The organism is Pseudomonas putida, assembly GCF_001976065.1.
In the GTDB taxonomy this organism is placed as follows: Bacteria; Pseudomonadota; Gammaproteobacteria; order Pseudomonadales; family Pseudomonadaceae; genus Aquipseudomonas; species Aquipseudomonas serbica.
This window is the reverse complement of the sequence record NZ_MNAH01000002.1, coordinates 316375-336101: the sequence shown is the minus strand read 5'-3', so window position 1 is coordinate 336101 and position 19727 is coordinate 316375. Positions and strand designations below refer to the sequence as shown.

General features: G+C 58.9%; 22 protein-coding genes. 12 read left to right on the top strand and 10 right to left on the bottom strand.

The genetic code is table 11. From position 1 onward, the window contains the following. Positions 1 to 2 precede the first annotated feature (2 nt). Positions 3 to 947, top strand: coding sequence for a carbohydrate kinase family protein (locus tag BKX96_RS08175; RefSeq protein ID WP_077183325.1), 945 nt, complete (start codon positions 3 to 5; stop codon positions 945 to 947). 45 nt (positions 948 to 992) lie between these two features. Here BKX96_RS08175 and BKX96_RS08170 read toward each other — a convergent pair whose 3' ends face one another. Then, on the bottom strand, positions 993 to 2294 hold the full coding sequence (locus BKX96_RS08170) for an OprD family porin (RefSeq protein WP_077183324.1): 1302 nt from the start codon (positions 2292 to 2294) through the stop codon (positions 993 to 995). 343 nt (positions 2295 to 2637) lie between these two features. Between BKX96_RS08170 and BKX96_RS08165 the strand changes: the two genes are divergently transcribed. Continuing rightward, positions 2638 to 2910: a DUF2790 domain-containing protein gene (locus tag BKX96_RS08165; RefSeq protein ID WP_046819994.1), complete on the top strand. Its 273-nt coding sequence runs from the start codon at positions 2638 to 2640 to the stop codon at positions 2908 to 2910. 105 nt (positions 2911 to 3015) lie between these two features. On the opposite strand, the gene BKX96_RS08160 is transcribed toward BKX96_RS08165, so the two are convergent. Then, the gene (locus tag BKX96_RS08160; protein ID WP_046819995.1) at positions 3016 to 3288 is read right to left on the bottom strand and encodes a DUF1652 domain-containing protein; all 273 of its coding nucleotides are present in this window, start codon (positions 3286 to 3288) and stop codon (positions 3016 to 3018) included. 302 nt (positions 3289 to 3590) lie between these two features. On the opposite strand from BKX96_RS08160, the gene eco reads away from it, so the two are divergent. Continuing rightward, complete coding sequence (eco, locus tag BKX96_RS08155) at positions 3591 to 4073, top strand: serine protease inhibitor ecotin (protein WP_077183323.1); 483 nt, start codon at positions 3591 to 3593, stop codon at positions 4071 to 4073. Between the two features lie 43 nt (positions 4074 to 4116). On the opposite strand, the gene ilvA is transcribed toward eco, so the two are convergent. From ilvA to BKX96_RS08140, 3 genes are all read right to left on the bottom strand, one after another. Beyond that, positions 4117 to 5130, bottom strand: a complete 1014-nt coding sequence (gene ilvA, locus BKX96_RS08150) for a threonine ammonia-lyase, biosynthetic (RefSeq protein WP_077183322.1) — start codon at positions 5128 to 5130, stop codon at positions 4117 to 4119. Between the two features lie 259 nt (positions 5131 to 5389). After that, a complete protein-coding gene (locus tag BKX96_RS08145) occupies positions 5390 to 6538 on the bottom strand; it encodes a PQQ-dependent sugar dehydrogenase (RefSeq protein ID WP_046819997.1) in 1149 nt (382 codons plus the stop codon). A 45-nt stretch (positions 6539 to 6583) separates the two neighbouring features. Next, positions 6584 to 6910 carry a hypothetical protein gene (locus tag BKX96_RS08140; protein WP_046819998.1) on the bottom strand — a complete coding sequence of 109 codons (327 nt, stop codon included), beginning with the start codon at positions 6908 to 6910 and terminating at the stop codon, positions 6584 to 6586. A 197-nt stretch (positions 6911 to 7107) separates the two neighbouring features. On the opposite strand from BKX96_RS08140, the gene ku reads away from it, so the two are divergent. Next, complete coding sequence (gene ku, locus BKX96_RS08135; RefSeq protein WP_077183321.1) at positions 7108 to 7968, top strand: non-homologous end joining protein Ku; 861 nt, start codon at positions 7108 to 7110, stop codon at positions 7966 to 7968. Positions 7969 to 8058: 90 nt separating this feature from the next. On the opposite strand, the gene lpxO is transcribed toward ku, so the two are convergent. Then, positions 8059 to 8958 carry a lipid A hydroxylase LpxO gene (gene lpxO / locus BKX96_RS08130; RefSeq protein WP_046820000.1) on the bottom strand — a complete coding sequence of 300 codons (900 nt, stop codon included), beginning with the start codon at positions 8956 to 8958 and terminating at the stop codon, positions 8059 to 8061. A gap of 491 nt (positions 8959 to 9449) precedes the next feature. On the opposite strand from lpxO, the gene BKX96_RS08125 reads away from it, so the two are divergent. Together BKX96_RS08125 and BKX96_RS08115 are read left to right on the top strand one after the other, a co-directional pair. Beyond that, the gene (locus tag BKX96_RS08125) at positions 9450 to 11036 is read left to right on the top strand and encodes an ABC-F family ATPase (protein WP_077183320.1); all 1587 of its coding nucleotides are present in this window, start codon (positions 9450 to 9452) and stop codon (positions 11034 to 11036) included. 279 nt (positions 11037 to 11315) lie between these two features. Then, positions 11316 to 12503 carry an MFS transporter gene (locus tag BKX96_RS08115; RefSeq protein ID WP_046820002.1) on the top strand — a complete coding sequence of 396 codons (1188 nt, stop codon included), beginning with the start codon at positions 11316 to 11318 and terminating at the stop codon, positions 12501 to 12503. A 24-nt stretch (positions 12504 to 12527) separates the two neighbouring features. Here BKX96_RS08115 and BKX96_RS08110 read toward each other — a convergent pair whose 3' ends face one another. Both BKX96_RS08110 and BKX96_RS08105 read right to left on the bottom strand, forming a co-directional pair. Beyond that, a complete protein-coding gene (locus BKX96_RS08110; RefSeq protein ID WP_077183318.1) occupies positions 12528 to 13565 on the bottom strand; it encodes an alpha/beta hydrolase family protein in 1038 nt (345 codons plus the stop codon). Positions 13566 to 13746: 181 nt separating this feature from the next. Next, positions 13747 to 14358 (bottom strand): FMN-dependent NADH-azoreductase, encoded by a 612-nt coding sequence (locus tag BKX96_RS08105; RefSeq protein ID WP_077183317.1) that lies wholly within the window; start codon positions 14356 to 14358, stop codon positions 13747 to 13749. 129 nt (positions 14359 to 14487) lie between these two features. Here BKX96_RS08105 and BKX96_RS08100 point away from each other — a divergent pair, with 129 nt between their 5' ends. After that, positions 14488 to 15396 (top strand): LysR substrate-binding domain-containing protein, encoded by a 909-nt coding sequence (locus BKX96_RS08100; protein ID WP_046820005.1) that lies wholly within the window; start codon positions 14488 to 14490, stop codon positions 15394 to 15396. Beyond that, on the top strand, positions 15393 to 15752 hold the full coding sequence (locus tag BKX96_RS08095) for an MmcQ/YjbR family DNA-binding protein (RefSeq protein ID WP_046820006.1): 360 nt from the start codon (positions 15393 to 15395) through the stop codon (positions 15750 to 15752). The genes BKX96_RS08100 and BKX96_RS08095 overlap by 4 nt, the downstream gene beginning before the upstream one ends. On the opposite strand, the gene BKX96_RS08090 is transcribed toward BKX96_RS08095, so the two are convergent. Together BKX96_RS08090 and BKX96_RS08085 are read right to left on the bottom strand one after the other, a co-directional pair. After that, positions 15753 to 16181, bottom strand: a complete 429-nt coding sequence (locus tag BKX96_RS08090) for a DUF1294 domain-containing protein (protein ID WP_077183316.1) — start codon at positions 16179 to 16181, stop codon at positions 15753 to 15755. Continuing rightward, complete coding sequence (locus BKX96_RS08085) at positions 16178 to 17008, bottom strand: undecaprenyl-diphosphate phosphatase (protein WP_046820008.1); 831 nt, start codon at positions 17006 to 17008, stop codon at positions 16178 to 16180. Before BKX96_RS08085 ends, BKX96_RS08090 begins: the two co-directional genes overlap by 4 nt. Positions 17009 to 17284: 276 nt before the next feature. Between BKX96_RS08085 and pnuC the strand changes: the two genes are divergently transcribed. The 4 genes from pnuC to fapB all read left to right on the top strand — a co-directional run bounded on the left by pnuC (position 17285) and on the right by fapB (position 19713). Next, complete coding sequence (pnuC, locus tag BKX96_RS08080) at positions 17285 to 17848, top strand: nicotinamide riboside transporter PnuC (protein WP_046820009.1); 564 nt, start codon at positions 17285 to 17287, stop codon at positions 17846 to 17848. Further along, positions 17845 to 18369 (top strand): AAA family ATPase, encoded by a 525-nt coding sequence (locus BKX96_RS08075; protein ID WP_046820010.1) that lies wholly within the window; start codon positions 17845 to 17847, stop codon positions 18367 to 18369. Before pnuC ends, BKX96_RS08075 begins: the two co-directional genes overlap by 4 nt. A gap of 332 nt (positions 18370 to 18701) precedes the next feature. Continuing rightward, the gene (gene fapA, locus BKX96_RS08070; RefSeq protein WP_077183315.1) at positions 18702 to 19139 is read left to right on the top strand and encodes a functional amyloid chaperone FapA; all 438 of its coding nucleotides are present in this window, start codon (positions 18702 to 18704) and stop codon (positions 19137 to 19139) included. 1 nt (position 19140) lies between these two features. Further along, positions 19141 to 19713, top strand: a complete 573-nt coding sequence (fapB, locus tag BKX96_RS08065) for a fibril amyloid subunit FapB (protein WP_077183314.1) — start codon at positions 19141 to 19143, stop codon at positions 19711 to 19713. The last annotated feature ends 14 nt before the right edge of the window (positions 19714 to 19727 follow it).

Here is a 19727-nt window from a genome sequence, read left to right as displayed (position 1 = left end):
CTATGTATTTGGTATGTGGCGAAGCGCTGTTCGATTTCTTCAGTGAAAGCGACGTCAGCGGCCTGGCTTCAAAAGTGAATTTCAAGGCAATTGCCGGCGGTTCGCCATTCAACGTGGCAGTGGGTTTGCGCCGATTGGGCGTGGAGGCCGCGTTGTTTGCCGGGTTGTCCACCGACTACCTCGGCCGCCGCTTGCTCCAGGTACTGGAGGACGAAGGGGTATGCATAGACTATCTGGTGGATTTTGCCGCACCGACCACCCTGGCGATGGTCGCGCTGGGGGCCAATGGCTCGCCGCACTACAGTTTCCGCGGCGAAGGCTGCGCGGATAGACAACTCAAACCCGAGCACTTGCCGCCCTTAGGGCCTGAGGTGCGCGGCCTGCACATTGGTTCGTTTTCGCTGGTGGTGCAACCGATTGCCGACACGTTGCTGGAACTGGTGCGCCGGGAAAGCGGCAAGCGCCTGATCAGCCTTGATCCGAACGTGCGGCTGAACCCCGAGCCGAACATCGAGCTGTGGCGTTCTCGGGTGGCCAACCTGGTCGGACATGCCGACCTGATCAAGGTTAGCGATGAGGATTTGCGCCTTCTGTACCCCGAGCAGGACCCGGCGCAAGTGATTGAGGGATGGTTGCAACACCGCTGTCAGCTGGTGTTCCTGACCCGTGGTGGCGAAGGGGCGACGGTGTTCAGTCGGGTCCACGGTTCGTGGTCGGTGCCGGCCTGTACGGTAGACATCGCCGACACCGTGGGCGCCGGCGATACCTTCCAGGCTGCGCTGATCAGCTGGCTGACCGAGCAGCGGCTGGATTCGATTGAGGGAGTTCGACATTTGAGTCGCCCGCAGATCGACGCTATGGTGAAGTTCGCGGTACAAGCAGCGGCACTGACGTGCAGCAAGACCGGCCCGGACCTACCCTATCGCCACCAACTGGTTTGGCCCTGAATCGAGGGTTCCCACGTTCTGCGTGGGAACCCTCAGTCGTGAAGGTCAAAGGACCGAGAAGTTGTAGCTGAGGATCAACCGCGTCTCATCCACATCCCGGGCGTATTGCGCGTAATTGCTGCGATACGTCGCATTGCGCAACCGCAGGCTGACATCCTTGAACGTCCCGCTCTGCACCACGTATTTGAGCTCGCTGTCTCGCTCCCACTCCTTGCCTTCCTGATCGCTGCCCGGCACCAGAATGTGATCACCATTCACATAGCGGGTCAGGAACGTCAGGCCGTTGAGGCCGATGGCCTTGAAGTCATAGTCGTAACGCAACTGCCATGAGCGCTCCTGCGCCGCAGCGAAGTCGTTGACCTGCACGTAATTGACCAGATATGGATTGCTGCCATCCAGGTAGGGCATCGAGTTGTCGCCGTTCATCCGCTGCCAGCCAGCGCTGAAGGTATGGCCGCTGATGGCGTAAGCGAGCATGGTACTCAGGGCACGGTTGTCGATGGAGCCGGCGCGGGCATCGCCGCTGTCGGCACTCTTGAGCAAGCGCAGGTCGGCCTTGAGTACACCGCCACCCAGCGGTTGATTGGCCAGCAGGCCGAGGAAATGCTGGCGGTAGATGTCTTCCAGTTCGGCGTAGTGATACTGGCCAGTCAGCCGATCGTTGATCTTGTAATCGAAGCCGTACATGTCGAAATGATCGGCAGTGATGTTGCAGGCATAGCGCTTGTTCTTGCAGTGCACGCGGATGTCCTGGGAGTCGGTGGAGTCCCGGGCCGTGTACTTGTCCAGGCGCGCGGCCATGAAATTCAGGTCCTTGACTTCCCTGGAGGTAAGCATTGCGCCATTGAACATCGTCGGCAGCAAACGGCCATCGTTGTACTTGAGCAGCGGCACATCCGGCAGTAATGCCCCGTACTTCAACACGCTCTGCGAGACACGTACCTTGGCGGTCAAGCCGAGCTTGGTGTATTCGTCCGCCGAACCCCGCGGGTTACTGCCGCTGGAGGGCAACAGGCCGCTGTTGCTGCTGTCGGGACTGGAATCGAGCTTGAACCCCGCCATGCCCAACGCATCGACGCCAAAACCGAATGTGCCTTCGGTGTACCCCGATTGCAGATTGAGAATAAAACCCTGGGCCGACTCTTCGCGTTTGGACGCGCCCTGCTCGTTGGAGCTGTGCCCGTCACGAAAGTCGCGATTGAAATAAACCGTACGTGATTCGATTTTCGCCGTGGTGTCGTCGATGAAGCCGCTCGCTTGTGCCGAACCGGTAAAACCGGCGCACAGGACCAGGGCGCCGAAGCCGAGTGACTGGCGCGCGCGGATGTTCGTAAAAGGGGGACGCATTAAAAAGCTCCAACAATGCAGCGTTTGCGCCAAGGCGCAATCAGCCATAAATAGCCTTCATCCGGTCAGGTGATAGACCGGGCTGAAGTGAAACGCGGGGTGAACGACAATGATGGCAGAGGGCTTTACCTCACTGCAGACGACTTTAGTCTGAAAAATGACTGTATTTTTCACGCCGAACGGTAGTGGCAATACGACAGGCGGCATTCAAGTGAGTTAACCAATGCTTAATCGCGCAGTCCAACACTCTACTGGACCGCACGCCCTCAGAGTCCTCTGACGCCCAGTGCGGCAGGTTCGACGATACGTCGAGCTCACTTGCGACTGCACTGGAGATTGCCTCATGAACTCGCGCGCCCTGCTCGTTTCAATCGCCCTTGTCTGTGCCCCATCGGCCGGCTTTGCACAGGCCCATGACCCCGCCTCCACGCAAAACTTGCCGTCCTATCACTACGGTATGCCGTTGCATGTGGGTAAAGTGATTGCGCTGACTGAACCTTCCACCCTGGACTGCGAAGTGATTACGGCGACGATGAAGTACATTGACTCACAATCGGGCCAACCTGCAGAAATCGCCTACCGAAAACTTTCTGACGCTTGCAGTTATCAGAACTGATGGAGAACGATGAATTTGCACCCTGCGGTAGTAGTGGGGAACGCCAGGCGCTGGGCCTGGCGTTTTCCAGACCCGGCGCAAATCGGCAAAAACTCAATCAACAACCTAAAGCGCTTTGCGCATCCCTTGGCTGTGCCCGGGTTCCGTGTAGTGGTTTTGAAGATCGGAACGTAAGACAGCTATCAGTTCGTTGATCTCCCGACAGCCATTGAGTTGTTGGGCGTCGATTCCGGTTTTTAATAGATCGAGTTGATCGGTTTCACCATCGGCAAAGACTTTTACCGTCATGGACAAGTCCGGCGATAGCGTGCATTGGCAGCGTTTTGGTAGAAAACTGCTTTCAATGATGTTGCGAAGTTCCAGGGCAGAAAGAAACATGGCGACCCTCCGTTGTGAGACTGCCAATTAACTATCGACGCTGACTCATATGAAAACCCGGTCAGCTTAAGAACAGCTACAGCATAAAACATGCCTTGAATTCCGCTGTGCAGCTCATCGGTAAATCAAGGGCTTATTGTAAGGTCTCGTAAAATCGGTCGTGCAAACTGCAAAAAGGGCGTTCGGCGGCCCTGCAATTTGCACGCAGGGTCGAAGAATTTGCATTGGCCCCTGACGCCGTCGAGAATGGCGGCCAAGCCGATCCAGTATCCGCTCACCCCTCACATTCGCAAGGAGGCATCATGGGTTCATCGACCATCAGTACCACCGTCGGGCTGATTGCTATCACGTTGTCCAGCATCGCCCAGGCAGCAAAACTCGAAAACGTCGCACCCTTTCCGAAACCCGACAGTGGTTTCACCCGCCAGGTCATTCACCTCGCCCCGCAAGCCCGTGAAGACGATTTCCAGGTCGAGATCCTGGCCGGCAAGACCCTGGCTGTCGATTGCAATCGCCAACGCCTGGGCGGCATTCTCGAAGAGAAGAACCTCGAAGGTTGGGGTTATCCGTTCTACCGCCTGGAAAAAGTCATCGGCCCCATGAGCACACTCATGGCCTGCCCCGATGGCAAGAGCACCCAGGATTTCGTACCGGTGGTGGGCGACGGTTTCCTGCTGCGCTACAACAGCAAACTGCCGATCGTGCTCTACGTGCCAAAGGATATTGAGGTGCGCTACCGGATCTGGTCGGCGTCGAACAAGGTCGAGAAAGCCGTCGCGGAATAACCGTTTAACGGATTTGTAGCCTTCGGTTACCCGCCGACAGGTTCTATGCCGGGGTGCCGTATAAAGCGGCGCGCTCGGCGACATGGCGCAAACTGTCGAAATTGATATTGGCACCCGACTCGATAGCCACGAAGGTTTGGCCACGGACATTGTTTTTCGCCACGTACTTCTTGATTCCAGCCACCGCCAATGCACCAGAAGGTTCGGCGATCGAGCGAGTATCGTCATAGATATTCTTGATGGCAGCACACAGTTCGTCGTTGCTGACGGTCAGCACCTCATCGACGCAAAACCGGCACACCTCAAAACCATGGGCGCCGATCTGTGCGACCGCTACCCCATCGGCGAAAGTTCCGACGCTGGCCAGGATGACGCGCTGATCCGCCTCCAGTGCCGCCTGCAAGCAAGCCGAATGTTCCGACTCGACGCCGATGATGCGCACTTGCGGCCGCAGGTATTTGACGTACGCCGCGATGCCGGCGATCAGACCGCCGCCGCCCACCGGTACAAAGATCGCATCCAGCGGGCCCTGGTGCTGACGCAGGATCTCCATGGCCACGGTGCCCTGTCCCGCAATCACATCGGGGTCGTCGAAGGGCGATACAAAGGTCTTCCCGGTTTGTTCCGCCAGATCCAGCGCATAGGCCAGGGCAAAGGGAAAACTCGCGCCGTGCAGCCGCGCATCCGCGCCACGGCTGCGCACCCCGAGCACCTTCAACTCCGGCGTGCTGGCGGGCATCACTATCGTCGCTTCAATGCCCAGTTCACGCGCCGCCAACGCCACGCCCTGGGCGTGATTGCCCGCCGAAGCCGTCACTACGCCTCGCGCCTGTTGATCAGGGCTCAGTTGTACCAGCTTGTTGTAGGCACCACGGATCTTGAACGAAAAAGTCGGTTGCAGATCTTCGCGTTTGAGCAGAATTTGATTGCCCAAGGCCACAGACAGCGCCGGCGAGGGTTGCAAGGGGGTGCGCACCGCCAGTTCATAGACCGGCGCGGCAAGGATTTTCCTGACGTAATGTTCAAGCAGATTTTGTTGGGCAGGCACACAGGTCATGATCGTCTCCTGACATTGATCAGAGCCCTGAGACAGAAAATGAAAACCCGCCTCTTGGGCGGGTTGGGTGCTGCAGTCGTGAGCTAGCCCGCCAAATAAGGAATGGCGGTAATAATGCTTGGCTGGCAGCGCAATACGGTGGAAGTCATGCCTGGAAAATAGCCGGGCGTTGGTGGCAAGTCAATGGTTCGAATCCGCGATAGCCATCGCGAGCCAATCTCGCACACATTTGATCTCGGTCGAATGCGAGCAATGCCCTTTACTTCAATCCGACCCTGTACAACCCTCCATCCGCCTCATCGGTCAAGACATACAAATACCCATCCGGCCCCTGCCGCACATCGCGGATACGCTTGTCCAGTTCGCCCAGCAAGCGTTCTTCATGAACCACCTTGTCGCCGTCGAATTTCAGCCGAATCAGCTCCCGGGTGACCAGCGCGCCAATGAACGCGTTGTGATGCCAGGCCTTGAAGCGATCACCGTCGTAGAATGCCAGGCCGCTCAAACCAGGGGACTTTTCCCAGACATGGTGCGGCCCGACGGTGCCTTCGGCGGTCTTGCCGTTGGCTTCCGGGATCGGCTGGCCCGAGTAATTGATGCCGTGGGTGGCCAACGGCCAACCGTAGTTCTTGCCGCGTTCGATGATGTTGACCTCATCACCGCCCTGTGGCCCGTGTTCGTTTTCCCAGAGCGTGCCGGTCCAGGGGTTGAGCGCCGCGCCTTGCGGGTTACGCACGCCGAAGGCCCATATTTCCGGGCGCACGCCGGCCTGCCCGACGAAGGGGTTGTCGTCAGGCACCTTGCCGTCCGGGTAGATCCTGACGACCTTGCCTTGCAACTTGTCGAGGTCCTGGGCAGTGGGCCGGTCGTTGTTTTCCCCCAGGGTTACGAACAGATAGCCGTCGCGGTCGAAGACAAGCCGCGATCCAAAATGGTTGCCGACCGAGAGTTTGGGCTCCTGGCGGAAAATCACCCGGAAATCCTTCAGCGTCGTCAGGTCCTCGGACAGCCGCCCGCGACCGACCGCGGTACCGGCCTTGCCACCCTGACCACCCCCTTCGGCATACGACAGGTAGATCAACCGGTCTTGCCTGAAGTCGGGTGACAGTGCCACATCCAGCAAGCCGCCCTGCCCCTTGGACCAGACCTTGGGCACGCCGTTGAGCGGCGCAGACAATTTGCCTTCGGCCGTTACCACCCGCAGGTTGCCCGGGCGCTCAGTGACCAACATTCCCTGGCTGTCCGGTAGAAAAGCCAATGCCCAGGGGTGCTCCAGTCCTGTGGCGATCGGCTTGACCTCAAGGGTGCCCTGTTCGCTTTGCATATCCTGAGTCGCCGCCAGGGCTGGGGCGCTGAAGGCTAACAAGGTGCTGGCACAGAAAGCGGCCAGGAGGGTTTTATGCAACATGCACGATTCCTTTTGTCATGGGATACAGGACAGTTGTCCTGAAATTCAGGGACTGCGCGGCGCTGGATTAGGGATGAACTTCGGCGCGCTGGCGGGGGCCGAGCCCTGTGGATAGCGATTGCCTATGCCGCCATTGTCGAGGGTGGGCGTGCGTGGTACCGGCACAGTGTTCGGTCCACGAATGGCCGGGGCACTGGGCTGCGTACCCTGCATGCTGTTCGGATTGGCACGGCGGATCGGGCTGTTGTAGGGGTTGTTGTTGGTGCTGCCCGGAAGGTTTTGCGCCACCTGCAACGCGATGCCTGCCTGGGCCGCATGACCGAGTACGCCGCCCAATGCCAGCACGAAAAGGCCAGTTACGTATCGGTTCATGGGCTAGCCTCTCGACGTGTGCGTGATGAATAGAGTCTTCGATAGCACGCTACGCCTGAGGTTCGGATTTGTTAACCCAAACCTTCCACGCAAGATGTAACACGAAGTTGAAGCACGGCCAGGACCGGACCGCAGGCCGCTGAAACTTTTGCGCGAGGTCCAAGGTCACCTGAACATCACTTTCGGGGAAGACCACCATGGCACGGGCAATCTGGAAAGGCGCGATCAGTTTCGGGCTGGTGCATATTCCCGTGGCGCTGGTCTCGGCGACGTCCTCCCAAGGGGTGGATTTCGACTGGCTGGACAGCCGCAGCATGGACCCGGTGGGTTATAAGCGCGTCAACAAGGTGACCGGCAAGGAAGTCACCAAAGAGCACATCGTCAAAGGTGTGCAGTATGAAAAAGGCCGCTATGTGGTGCTCAGTGAAGAAGAGATCCGCTCGGCCCATCCCCTGTCGACCCAGACCATCGATATCTTCGCCTTTGTCGACAGCGAGCAGATCCCGCTGCAGAACATCGACACGCCCTACTACCTGGCGCCGGATAAACGCGGTGGCAAGGTCTATGCCCTGTTGCGCGAAACCCTGACCAAGACCCACAAAGTTGCGCTGGCCCGCGTGGTGCTGCACACCCGCCAGTACCTGGCGGCCTTGATGCCGCTGGAGTCGGCCATGGTGCTTGTAAAACTGCGCTGGCCGGCGGAGGTCCGCAGCCTGGACGAACTGGCACTGGGCCCCGACGTGACCAAGGCCGAGCTGTCCAAGGGCGAACTGGACATGGCCAAGCGCCTGGTGCAGGACATGAGTGTCGATTGGTCGCCGGACGATTACCGGGACGAATTCGAAGACAAGATCATGGCCCTGGTGGACAAGAAAGCCCATGAAGGCAAGATCGAGGATGTTGAAACGGCCACGGGTGAAGAGGAGCGCAAGACTGCTGATGTTATTGATTTGACCGAGTTGCTCAAACGTAGTTTGGGGGGCAAGGCGGCGACCAAGGCGCCTGCCAAGCCTAAGTCGACGACCAAACCGGCGGCGAGGAAGAAAGTCAGCAAGTGATGGGTTGAATGCTCCGGCCCCATCGCTGGCACCTACAGGTTTGTGACGATCGCAAGTCCCGTAGGAACTGGCTTGCCAGCGAAGGCGTCCTCAGACCAGGACAAAAATCGCCAGCAACCCACCAAAAAACGCCCACTTCTGCAGGTAATACAGCTTGCGATTGCGCTTTTTCAACGCCTTGCCGTGCAGGCGAACCTTGTAGATCCTGCCGAACAGCCGGTTGATGCCCCCGGTCCTGTCACCCGCCTCGTTCGGCGCACCGGCAGCCGACATCACGTTGCGGCTGAACCAGCTATTGAACGCGGCCGCCCAGCGGTATTTCATCGGGCGCTCGACATCGCAGAACAGGATGATGCGGTTCTGCTCGGTGGTGTTTTGCGCGTAATGAATGAATGTCTCGTCGAATATCACCGCTTCACCATCGCGCCAGTGATAGTTCTCGCCATCGACGTTGATGTAGCAACCGGCGTCATTGGGCGTTTCCAGGCCCAGGTGGTACCGGTAGGAACCGGCATACGGATCGCGATGGCGAACCAGTTTCGAGCCCGGCGGCAGCTCGGCAAACATCGCCGCCTTGATCGAGCCGATACCCTGTACCAGTTCGGTGGTGCGCGGGCAGAGTTTCATGGCCGAGGGGTGACTGTCGCCGTACCATTTCAGGTAAAAACGCTTCCAGCCGGTCTTGAAGAAGGAGTTGAAGCCGACGTCGTCGTAATCGTTGGAGCGCTTGATCTCCCCCGCTTTCAGCAGGTTCTGGCCTTCGGCGCGAATTTCTGCCCAGTGAGTCTGCAGCGGCGTCAGGTCGGGAAAGTCCGCCGGGTTGAGAAACGGCTTGTTGGGGATCTTCGAGAACAGATAAAGGAAGCAATTGATCGGCGCCAGGAACGTCGAGTGGTCGCTCAGTTGGCGCGCCAGCTTGTGGCGTACGCGACCGCGCAGGTGGACATAGGCGATGGAGACTACATAGACAGCGGCAATGATGAGTTTCACGGAAATCGTCACACGTCAGAGGTGAACAAACTGCGCCCCTGGCACTAACGGCCTGTGGAGCTTGTGCAGCGTCTGAAAACCAGTCAGCGGGCCGGGTGACCCGTCCTTGAGCCGATGCCAACGTTTGGCATCAAATGAAAGATGGCATTTTAGCCATCGTCTTTAATCAATTGTTAGCCTGCAAATGTGAAAATCTGTCCGTTGATGCAGACAATGCGTCGGTGCGGCCTTATTGCCCTATCGTTTAAAGAGCCAGACCAGTACAATCGCCGCCAAACTTTACGCGCCCCCCTTGGTTGATGACGGGATGATCCCGGCCTCAGCGCACGTCGACTCGGGCCAAGCGCTCCACATGCTGCTGTCCACTTATTGCCAGATGGATCTTCCGCTTCTGACCGGGATGCATTTCCCGTGATCCGAATGACGGAAACGGGTACTGATTCGGTACTGCCGCAACCCTAGCTACTCTGAATGCTTCGCAGGAAAAACCTTTGATTTCTACAGCTAACATCACGATGCAGTTCGGCGCCAAGCCGCTATTCGAAAACGTGTCGGTCAAATTCGGCGCGGGCAACCGCTACGGCCTGATCGGCGCCAACGGTTGCGGCAAGTCGACCTTCATGAAAATCCTCGGTAGCGACCTTGATCCCTCCGGCGGCCAGGTCATGCTGGAACCGAATGTGCGCCTGGGTAAATTGCGCCAGGACCAGTTCGCCTACGAAGAATTCACCGTAATCGACACCGTGATCATGGGTCACGAAGAGCTGTGGAAGGTCAAGGCCGAACGCGATCGCATCTACTCGCTGCCAGAAATGACCGAAGAAGATGGCATGGCCGTGGCCGAGCTGGAAACCGAATTCGCCGAAATGGACGGTTACACCGCGGAGTCCCGTGCTGGCGAACTGTTGCTCGGCCTGGGTATCGGCATCGAGCAGCATTTCGGCCCGATGAGCGAAGTTTCCCCAGGCTGGAAACTGCGCGTATTGCTGGCCCAGGCGCTGTTTTCCGATCCGGAAGTGCTGCTGCTCGACGAGCCGACCAACCACCTGGATATCAACACCATCCGCTGGCTGGAAAACGTTCTGACCCAGCGTTCCAGCTTGATGATCATCATCTCTCACGACCGTCACTTTTTGAACAGCGTATGCACCCACATGGCTGACCTGGATTACGGCGAGCTGCGCCTGTTCCCGGGCAACTACGATGAGTACATGACCGTGGCGACCCAGTCCCGCGAGCAACTGCTGTCGGACAACGCCAAGAAGAAAGCCCAGATTTCGGAACTGCAGTCTTTCGTCAGCCGCTTCTCGGCCAACGCCTCGAAAGCCAAGCAGGCCACTTCCCGCGCCAAGGCGATCGACAAAATCCAGCTGGCCGAGGTCAAGCCTTCGAGCCGCGTGAGTCCGTTCATCCGTTTCGAGCAAAACAAGAAGCTGCACCGCCAGGCGGTCATCGTCGAGCGCATGGCCAAAGGCTTCGACGGCAAGACGCTGTTCAAGGATTTCAGCTTCCAGGTTGAAGCCGGCGAACGCGTGGCGATCATCGGCCCGAACGGGATCGGCAAGACCACCCTGTTGCGCACCCTGGTCAACGAACTGACCCCGGATGCCGGTAGCGTCAAGTGGACCGACGCCGCTGAGTTGGGCTACTACGCTCAGGATCATGCGCACGACTTCGAAGACGACGTGACCCTGTTCGACTGGATGGGTCAGTGGACTCAAGGCGAGCAGATGATTCGCGGTACCTTGGGCCGCATGCTGTTTTCCAACGACGAGATCCTCAAGTCGGTCAAGGTCATCTCCGGTGGTGAGCAAGGTCGCATGCTGTTCGGCAAGCTGATCCTGCAGAAGCCGAACGTGCTGGTGATGGACGAACCGACCAACCACCTGGACATGGAATCCATCGAGGCACTGAACCTGGCGCTGGAAAACTACCCGGGCACGCTGATCTTCGTCAGCCACGACCGAGAATTCGTGTCGTCCCTGGCTACCCGCATCATCGAGTTGAGCCCGAACGGCGTGACCGACTTCAGCGGCACCTATGACGATTACCTGCGTAGCCAGGGTGTGGTGTTCTAAAAACTGCTATTAGTTTTTAGCTGCAAGCTGCAACTTAAAGCCCTGTCCTTTGTGACGGGGCTTTTTGCATTCCGGCTCATGATTTTCTGTGGTGTCGAGACCATCGCGAGCAGGCTCGTTCCCACATTTGGAACGCTTTCCTCTGTGGGAGCGAGCCTGCTCGCGATGAGGCCTTCAGCAACAAAGAGAATATCCATGCAAATTAGTTAGCCTGCTTCCTTTTATCCCACGGCCACGCCATCATGAAGCTCTCCCACCGCTGCCCGCGAACGAGCCCCCATGTCTGCGCAAGAACAGCCACCGCAAAGCTCCATGGCGATCACCTTGCAGATCGTTTCCATCGTTTTCTATACCTTCGTCGCCTTCCTCTGCATCGGCCTGCCGATTGCGGTGCTGCCGGGGTATGTCCATGAACAATTGGGGTTCAGCGCCGTTGTCGCCGGGCTGACCATTGGCTCGCAATATCTGGCCACCCTCCTCAGCCGGCCCATGGCCGGGCGCATGTCCGACAACATCGGCACCAAGCGCGCAATCATCTATGGCCTGGCGGGGATCGTCTTGAGCGGCGGGCTGACCTTGTTGTCGACCTTGCTGCAAAGCTTCCCATTGATCAGCCTGCTGATCCTGATCGCCGGACGCTTGTTGTTGGGCATCGCCCAAGGGCTGATCGGAGTCGGCACCATCAGTTGGTGCATGGGCCAGGTAGGCGCCGAACACACCGCGCGCTCGATCTCATGGAACGGCATCGCCTCTTATGGCGCGATTGCGATCGGGGCGCCACTGGGGGTGGTGATGGTCGGTCAACTGGGGTTTGCCAGCCTGGGTATCGCCCTGTCGGCGCTGGCGCTGTTGGCTTTGCTGCTGATTCGCAACAAACCGTCGGTGCCGGTGGTGCGCGGTGAGCGACTGCCGTTCTGGGCGGTGTTCGGGCGGATCGCACCCTTCGGTGCCAGCCTGAGCCTGGCTTCGATCGGCTACGGCACCCTCACCACCTTCATCACGCTTTATTACGTCAATCGTGGCTGGAGCGGCGCGGCGTATTGCCTGACGGTGTTCGGGATGTGCTTCATCCTGGCCCGATTGCTGTTCATTTCCAGCATCAGCCGTTTTGGCGGTTTCACTTGCGCCGTTGCCTGCATGTCCATCGAAACCATTGGCCTGGTGCTGTTGTGGTTGGCGCCTTCGACCGGTTATGCCTTGATCGGTGCCGGCCTGACCGGTTTCGGTTTGTCGCTGGTGTATCCAGCCCTGGGCGTCGAGGCGATCAAGCAGGTGCCCAATTCCAGTCGCGGCGCGGGCCTGAGCGCTTATGCGGTGTTTTTTGACCTGGCGCTGGCAATCGCCGGTCCATTGATGGGCGCGGTGGCGTTGAACCTGGGGTACGCGTGGATCTTTTTCAGTGCGGCGTTGTTGTCGGTGTGTGCGCTGGGCCTGACACTGCTACTCAAACACCGCGCAATGACCTGACTCCTACAGGGCTGGGTGCGATGTTCATTGATCGGCGGTCTGCATCCCAGCGCGCGTGGGCTTGCCCAAGGTACGAGAGAAGAAGCGCCCGGCTTCGGCGATCAAGTTACGGTGAATATCGGCGCGATCGACACCCTCGGCATCGGTGCACAGGGCTGGCGTGATGACGATCTGTTCGTCATTGCACGGTGCCATGAATACGAAGTGCCCGGCCCCGGCGAGCAGCTTGAAGTCGGGGGCGACGGGCAGCTTGCGCGCAAGGGCCGATGCATTCTTGTCGGGGGCCACCAGCTTGTCGCCATCGCCGCTGTAAAGCAGGACCGGAACATGCACATCGGCCAGGGTATGACGGCCAAACTTCAGGCTCAGCGGCGCCATCAGCAGCAATGCATGGACCCGCGGGTCGGCCACCGGTTGCAAATCATCGCGGTCGACGATCAGTTCACCCTGGGTATTGCAGGCATCATGGTCGTCGGGACGTTCCTGGCAATAACGGCGCAAACGGTCCAGGTCCGGGGTCGCGCCAGACAGTATCAACGCTGTCTCGCCCCCTGCCGAATAACCGATGACCCCAACCTGTTCGGCGTTGACGAAGGGTGCGAGCATGGGATCGCCCAGCGTCGCGGTAATGGCTTCGGAAATCTGGATCGGTCGTCCGTAAAGATTGCTCAAGGTACCGAGACGGCTGTGGTCCCTGGAGTTGTCACCCGGATGAATCACCGCCACCACCACAAACCCCTTGCGAGCCAGCGACGTGGCCAGGTCGTGCAGGGCCAGCGGAGTGCCGGTGTTGCCATGGGACAGCATCAACATCGGAAAGCGGCCGATGGCCACTTTGGTGTCTTCCCCGGCTTCGACGCTGTAGCCCTCAAGCGTGCTGGAGTGTTCCTTTGCGCTCGAGGGATAGAAGGCAATGGCGCGCATCGGTTGCAGATCGAGCGGATCGAGAAAGCTCATTTCATGAAAGCCGACGCTCCAGTGCGGATGCGGCGCAGGCGCGGCGTGCACTGAACTCAGGCTGGCGAGCAGACAGATCAGCAATGCTGCACAAAGACGCACCATGGGATGCCCCACCTTGCTACCGGAACGGAGACGTTAAGCCTCGATTGCATAACTCAGGCCAGAATTGCTACAGCAGCTTGCAACAGACAGAAACAAAAAACTCTGCATCTATCACTTGCGTGATCAGAATACAGAGTTTTTTGGGAATTGCCTGCAGCGCTGGCGGGTCTTTATGCGGGCCTTACGCGGCGGCGAACAGTTGCTCGCTGATTTGCGCCTGGGCATCGCTCATGGCTTTGCCGCGTACTTCATCACCGTAGGCAAGACCGTGGGCGCAAACGAATTCGATGTCGGTGATGCCAATGAAGCCGAACAGCACCTTCAAGTAATCCTCGTGGGCCACACCGGTTGCCTGACCGGCATGCAGGCCACCGGAAGTCGAGACGATTACGACTTTCTTGCCGCCGCACAGGCCTTCAGGGCCGGCTTCGGTGTAGCGGAATGTCTGGCCGGCAACGGCGATGCGGTCGATCCAGGCTTTCAATTGGGTCGGGATGGTGAAGTTGTACATGGGCGCGGCAATGACCACGGCATCGGCGGCGAGGAACTCAGCCAGGGTCGATGCGCTCAGCTCCGCTTCGTGCTGTTGGGCGGCGTCGCGCAGCTCAGCGGTGGTTCCAGCTGCAACCAGAGTCGTCGAGGAAAAGTGGCTGATGGCGTCGGCAGCCAGGTCGCGGTAAGTCACCACGGCGGACGGCTCAGCGGCTTGCCAGGCTTTGACGACTTCGCCGCTCAACAGACGGGAAGCCGAGTTGTCACCAAGAATGCTCGAATCGATATGCAGCAGTTTCATGTGGGATCTCCAAGTGAGGATCGCCAGGAGCGATCTGATGGAAACAATCCTACAGACGAAACCAATAGCTGATTAGTCTGCAACAATGCGATAGTTTGTCCCACTGATGGAACGATTGAGAGCACGCCCATGCAAGACCTGAACGACCTCTATTACTTCGCCAAAGTCGTGGAGGCCGGTGGCTTCGCGGCCGCCGGGCGTTTGCTGGGGATTCCCAAGTCGCGACTGTCACGGCGCATTGCCGAGCTTGAAGAGCGCCTCGGCGCACGGCTCCTGCAACGCACCACGCGCCAGCTGAAACTCACCGCCGTCGGCGAACGTTATCTGCGCCACTGCCAGGCCATGTTGCTGGAAGCGGAAATGGCTGACGAAGCCGTGGCCAGCATGTCCAGCGAACCTCGGGGGCGTTTGCGGGTTTCTTCCCCGGTCGGCCTGGCCCATGAAATGCTGCCGGGGGTGATCAGCAACTTCCTGGAGAAGTACCCGCAAGTACAGCTGGAGGTGATGCTGGTCAATCGCCGCGTCGACCTGGTGACCGAAGGCGTGGACGTCGCCTTGCGCGTACGCGAGCCGGGCGATGAAGACCCGCTGCTGGTGACCCGCCGTCTGCGTCAGGCGCAAATGCTCATGGTCGCCAGCCCCGCGTTCCTCCAGGGACTGGACATCAATCACCCCGATGACCTGAAAAACCTGCCCGTACTCGGCGCCCTCGAACCCGATCGCCTGGTGCACATTGGCCTGGTCGATCGCCAGGGCAAGAAACACGAACTGGCCCTTGAAGCACGACTGGGTATCGACGACTTCATCGTGCGCAAGACCTGCACCCTCGCCGGCCAGGGTTTTACCACGTTGCCTATGATGTATTGCGAGCAGGAACTGGCCAACGGCTCACTGGTACAGTTACTGCCCGAATGGACGTTGCCCGGGGGCTGGCTGCAGGCCGTCTACCCCCATCGACGCGGGGTGATGCCGGCCGTGCGCGCCTGGCTCGACCATCTGATCGAAACATTCAATGCCTGTGGGGATCGATTGATATGAAGGCAGGACGCATGAGCGAGGCCGACGTGGCGGCTTTTTGCCTGGCATTGCCGGGGGCCCGGGAAGACTACAAATGGGGTGGCGTGCGGGTGTTTTCGATTGCCGGAAACAAGATGTTCGCCTTGCAGAACCTGCGCGGCGATTCGTTGGCGTTCAAGGTCGACAAGGACCTGTTTCTCGGTCACTGCGACCGCCCGGGCATTCATCCGGCGCCTTATCTGGCGCGGGCCCAATGGATCATCATGGCCACGCCCTACCCGCTTGGCGCCGAGGAACTGCAAGGCTTGCTGCGGCGCTCCCATCAGCTTGTAGTCGGTAGACTGCCCAAGCGCACCCAAGTGGGGCTGTTGCTCTGATCAGAACAGGGTGAACAGCTGCGCACCGAGGAACAACCGGTCGATCCAGAACACCTGATGCAGTAGCACGATGATCCAGAACACCAGTTGAAAGGACAGCTTGCGCGTCTTGTGCCGAAACACTTGCTGCGCGAGCAAGGCGCCCGGCCAGCCGCCAGCGAAGTCAAGCGCATGCAGGACGTTTTCCGGGATACGCCATTGATCGGCGCGCGCCTTGTGCTTGTCGCGCCAGTACAGCAGGAACGCCAGCACGCTGACAATGCCGTAGGCCGCCAGGGGAATCAACGAAACCCCGTGCAGCCACAACGACATCGAACCGGACAACGGCAGCGCGCACAACATCACGAACACCAGCAGTTTCAGGCGCCGATGGCGGATACCCGCGCCGGTTTGGCGTCCGACGTTGTTGCGCGCGCTGGTTTCGTTCATGGCTTGACGGCGGTCCAGTCGACCCAACCGAACTGCCAGGTCGCGAGGATCAGCAGGCCGAAGGCAATACGGTACCAGGCGAACGCCGCATAGCTGTGGCTGGCGATGAACTTGAGCAAGCCCCTGACCGCGATCATCGCGAAAATGAACGCCGTAACGAAGCCGAGGGCAAACACCGGTAGGTCAGCCGGCACGAACAGGTCGCGGTACTTGTAGCCCGAGTACACCGCCGCGCCGACCATGGTCGGCATGGCCAGGAAAAAGGAAAACTCGGTAGCGGTCTTGCGCGACAGGCCGAACAACAAGCCGCCAATGATCGTCGAGCCGGAGCGCGAGGTGCCTGGAATCATCGCCAGGCACTGGGCCAGGCCAACTTTCAAAGCATCTTTCCAGGTCATGTCATCGACACTTTCGGCATGCACTTCATGCTGACGCTTTTCCGCCCACAACATGATGATCCCGCCCACCACCAATGCCGTGGCCACCGTGATCGGGTTGAACAGGTAGTGGTGAATCAGATCGGCGAAAATCACCCCCAATATCACCGCTGGAAAGAAAGCAATCAGCAGGTTGGCGGTGAAGCGCCGGGCACTGGGCTGCGTCGGCAAGCCGACGACCACGTCGAAGATCTTGCGGCGAAATTCCCAGACCACCGCCAGGATGGCGCCGAGCTGGATAATGATGTTGAACGCCATGGCCCGCTCGCCACCGAAGTCGAGCAAGTCGGCGACAATAATCTGGTGTCCGGTACTGGAAATGGGCAAGAACTCCGTCAGCCCTTCTACAACGCCAAGAATCAAAGCCTGAAAGGCCGTCCAAAGATCCATCAATCCCCCAAAAGGCTATGCGTCGACGCATGCCCCATTCATTTATTTATTGCCGTTTACTGTAATCAGCGTCGTTAAGTCCCGCGTGCGCAAGCCTACGCAAAAAACGTTAAGCGTTTCGTGAAAAATCAGTTGGATTTCAGGTTTTTGCGTGCGGGGACGAAATGCTAGCAGACTGGTTCGATTTGCGCTGCCGCGTCGTTGGTACCGAGGCAAGCCTGTTCGCCATAATCCGGTTACAATCCGCCCCCTCTTCGATTTTCCCAAGGAACCTGCATGTCCGGGCTTGAACTGTTTGCCGCCACCCTCGGCGTCATTGCCGTCTGGTTGACGGTCAAACAGAACCCCTGGTGCTGGCCGATCGGCCTGGTCATGGTGCTGATCTACAGCTGGATCTTTTACGAGGTCAAGCTGTATTCGGACATGTTGCTGCAAGTGATCTATGCCGCTCTGCAGCTTTACGGCTGGTGGCAGTGGACCCGCGCAGGCCAGGCACATCATGGGCGCGAAGTCAGCCGGCTGGAGGCGCCCGCGGTGGCGTTGGGACTGGCTATCGGCGCGCTCGGCAGTCTATTGCTGGGCGCCGCAATGGCGCACTGGACCGACGCTGCGCAACCCTGGCTCGATGCCGCCCTCACGGCCTTCAGCCTGGTGGCGCAATGGTGGATGGCGCAAAAGCGCCTGCAGTGCTGGCCGCTGTGGATCGTCCTCGACTGCGTGTTCGTCGGCCTCTTCCTCTATAAAGGAATGTACCTGACCGCTGCCCTGTATGGCCTGTTCACCTTGCTGGCCATTCAAGGCTGGCGCACATGGCGCAGCGATCCGGTGCTTTGCCCATGAAGGTGTTGGTATTGGCAGGACCTGAATCGAGCGGTAAAAGCTGGATTTCGAACGAGATTCACGCCAACTTCGGCGGCATATTGGTCGGCGAGTACGTCCGGCATTTTATCGAAAAGGAAGCCCGAGTAACCTGCTACGAAGACATCACGCCAATAGCAGTTGGCCAGCTGTCTTGGGAAGATCAGGCCCGGGCCCAACAGCCGCCCCTGTTGATCCTCGATACGCACCTGTTAAGCAATATCCTGTGGAGCCGTACCTTGTTTGGCGCTTGCCCGGTGTGGATCGAGCAGGCACTGCGGGAACGGCACTATGACCTGCATCTGCTGTTAAGCCCTGAAACCGTGGCCTGGCATGACGACGGGCAGCGTTGCCAACCGAACCTGGCAGAGCGCCAGGCGTTTTTCCAGGCCAGCCGCCAGTGGCTTGACCTGCATAAACAGCCTTACCAGCTGGTACAAGGTGACTGGAAACAGCGTAGGGACGCGGCATTCGAAGCTGTAACTCGCTTGCTCAACGCCTGACGGGACGGCCCCGCCCTGCCGAAAATGTCCACTCCTGAAACACCCTTCCCGACGCAAAACCGCGAGCTAAAGCGGTTTGAGCATTTTTACCAGAAATTGTTAAGCCACTGATACAACTTGCCTTAAACGCCCTCAGCAAGCAATGCCGCCAGCAAAGACGGCACTTTTGCGCGTTCCTGTCTCAGTGACTTTACAAAGTGTTTTTCATCACCTCAACAATTAAAGCCAAGCCACTATTATCAAAAGAAAAACAAAAACCGGCACAGCTTCTGCTCTCTTCCTTCGCAACGCTGATAAGGGCCAGCGTTCCACTTACAGAAGGAATTGCCGCCGTGGGGAAATTTCATAACAACATCCAAAGTCTCCTGCTGGTCGGATGTGCACTGAGCTCAATGGCCTGCCTGCCTGTTCAAGCGGATAACGGCATTATCATCATCAAGCGCGATGTCCAGGTGCGCAATGCAACGATTCCGCCGCTCGTTCCCGATCCCAACCCCACGACTGTCAACGCCAACCCGTCCAAGCAGATCCTCGCTCAAACCAACGAGTTGAGCGACGGTGACTTTGCCGGCGTCGCCAGTGGTGCAGGCATCTCGCGCATGGTCACGCAAAACACCAACAACCTGGGCGGCAACATCAGCACTCAGAACCAGCTTTCCAACCTCCCCGCCGGGCGGTCGGGCAATTCCGGCAGCGGCATTGCCAACATGGTCAACTCCAACGTCCAGCAGGGCCTGGGCGCCCTCAGAATCCTGACGGGAGACCGTTGAGATGAATCGTACGCTGCTGATGATCGCCATGTTTTGCAGTGCTTCGACCTTCGCCCAATCCCCCGTCATTGATAACGCCACCATCGACAATTCGGGCGCGCAGTACCAAGGCAACGTCGGGGTCAACCAGGCGGCCGGCGATTTGCAGCAACAGGCGAACGCCAGGGCCTTCGCCGTTGGCCGTGACGCCAGCGCGACCACGGATATTCGCCAACGGTTGCGCACCATTGTCGATCCCAGGATCGATGCCCACGCCAGCATTCAAGGCGACTCCTTCAGCCATGGCAATGGCGCATTGGGCGTCAACCAGAGTGCGGGTGCCAGCAACCAGCAAGCCAATGCGCTGCGCATAAGCACCAGTGAGCAGCCGCAAAGTATCGACGACAGCGTCCTCATGCAACAGAACGTGACGCTGCTCTACAACTCCGATCCATCTGACTCTGCACCCGGCTATCGCCAGGTCACTACCAGTGACCAGGCTTTCACCGGTAGCCGTGGGGTGATTCAGGTGAATCAGAGCGCCGGGGTGGGAAACCGAATGGCCAATACCCTGAGCGTACGGGTCGTGGATTGACCCAAATAGGTAAA

Coding starts and splice junctions, on each gene's coding strand:
- ilvA (WP_077183322.1), bottom strand. CDS start 5,130: ATGACCTGTGTGCCTGCCCAACAAAATCTGCTTGAACATTACGTCAGG.
- BKX96_RS08085 (WP_046820008.1), bottom strand. CDS start 17,008: ATGGATCTTTGGACGGCCTTTCAGGCTTTGATTCTTGGCGTTGTAGAA.
- BKX96_RS08110 (WP_077183318.1), bottom strand. CDS start 13,565: ATGGTGCGTCTTTGTGCAGCATTGCTGATCTGTCTGCTCGCCAGCCTG.
- eco (WP_077183323.1), top strand. CDS start 3,591: ATGGGTTCATCGACCATCAGTACCACCGTCGGGCTGATTGCTATCACG.
- BKX96_RS08170 (WP_077183324.1), bottom strand. CDS start 2,294: ATGCGTCCCCCTTTTACGAACATCCGCGCGCGCCAGTCACTCGGCTTC.
- BKX96_RS08160 (WP_046819995.1), bottom strand. CDS start 3,288: ATGTTTCTTTCTGCCCTGGAACTTCGCAACATCATTGAAAGCAGTTTT.
- BKX96_RS08075 (WP_046820010.1), top strand. CDS start 17,845: ATGAAGGTGTTGGTATTGGCAGGACCTGAATCGAGCGGTAAAAGCTGG.
- BKX96_RS08100 (WP_046820005.1), top strand. CDS start 14,488: ATGCAAGACCTGAACGACCTCTATTACTTCGCCAAAGTCGTGGAGGCC.
- BKX96_RS08165 (WP_046819994.1), top strand. CDS start 2,638: ATGAACTCGCGCGCCCTGCTCGTTTCAATCGCCCTTGTCTGTGCCCCA.
- BKX96_RS08115 (WP_046820002.1), top strand. CDS start 11,316: ATGTCTGCGCAAGAACAGCCACCGCAAAGCTCCATGGCGATCACCTTG.
- ku (WP_077183321.1), top strand. CDS start 7,108: ATGGCACGGGCAATCTGGAAAGGCGCGATCAGTTTCGGGCTGGTGCAT.
- BKX96_RS08140 (WP_046819998.1), bottom strand. CDS start 6,910: ATGAACCGATACGTAACTGGCCTTTTCGTGCTGGCATTGGGCGGCGTA.
- pnuC (WP_046820009.1), top strand. CDS start 17,285: ATGTCCGGGCTTGAACTGTTTGCCGCCACCCTCGGCGTCATTGCCGTC.
- BKX96_RS08090 (WP_077183316.1), bottom strand. CDS start 16,181: ATGAACGAAACCAGCGCGCGCAACAACGTCGGACGCCAAACCGGCGCG.
- BKX96_RS08095 (WP_046820006.1), top strand. CDS start 15,393: ATGAAGGCAGGACGCATGAGCGAGGCCGACGTGGCGGCTTTTTGCCTG.
- BKX96_RS08105 (WP_077183317.1), bottom strand. CDS start 14,358: ATGAAACTGCTGCATATCGATTCGAGCATTCTTGGTGACAACTCGGCT.
- fapB (WP_077183314.1), top strand. CDS start 19,141: ATGAATCGTACGCTGCTGATGATCGCCATGTTTTGCAGTGCTTCGACC.
- BKX96_RS08175 (WP_077183325.1), top strand. CDS start 3: ATGTATTTGGTATGTGGCGAAGCGCTGTTCGATTTCTTCAGTGAAAGC.
- BKX96_RS08145 (WP_046819997.1), bottom strand. CDS start 6,538: ATGTTGCATAAAACCCTCCTGGCCGCTTTCTGTGCCAGCACCTTGTTA.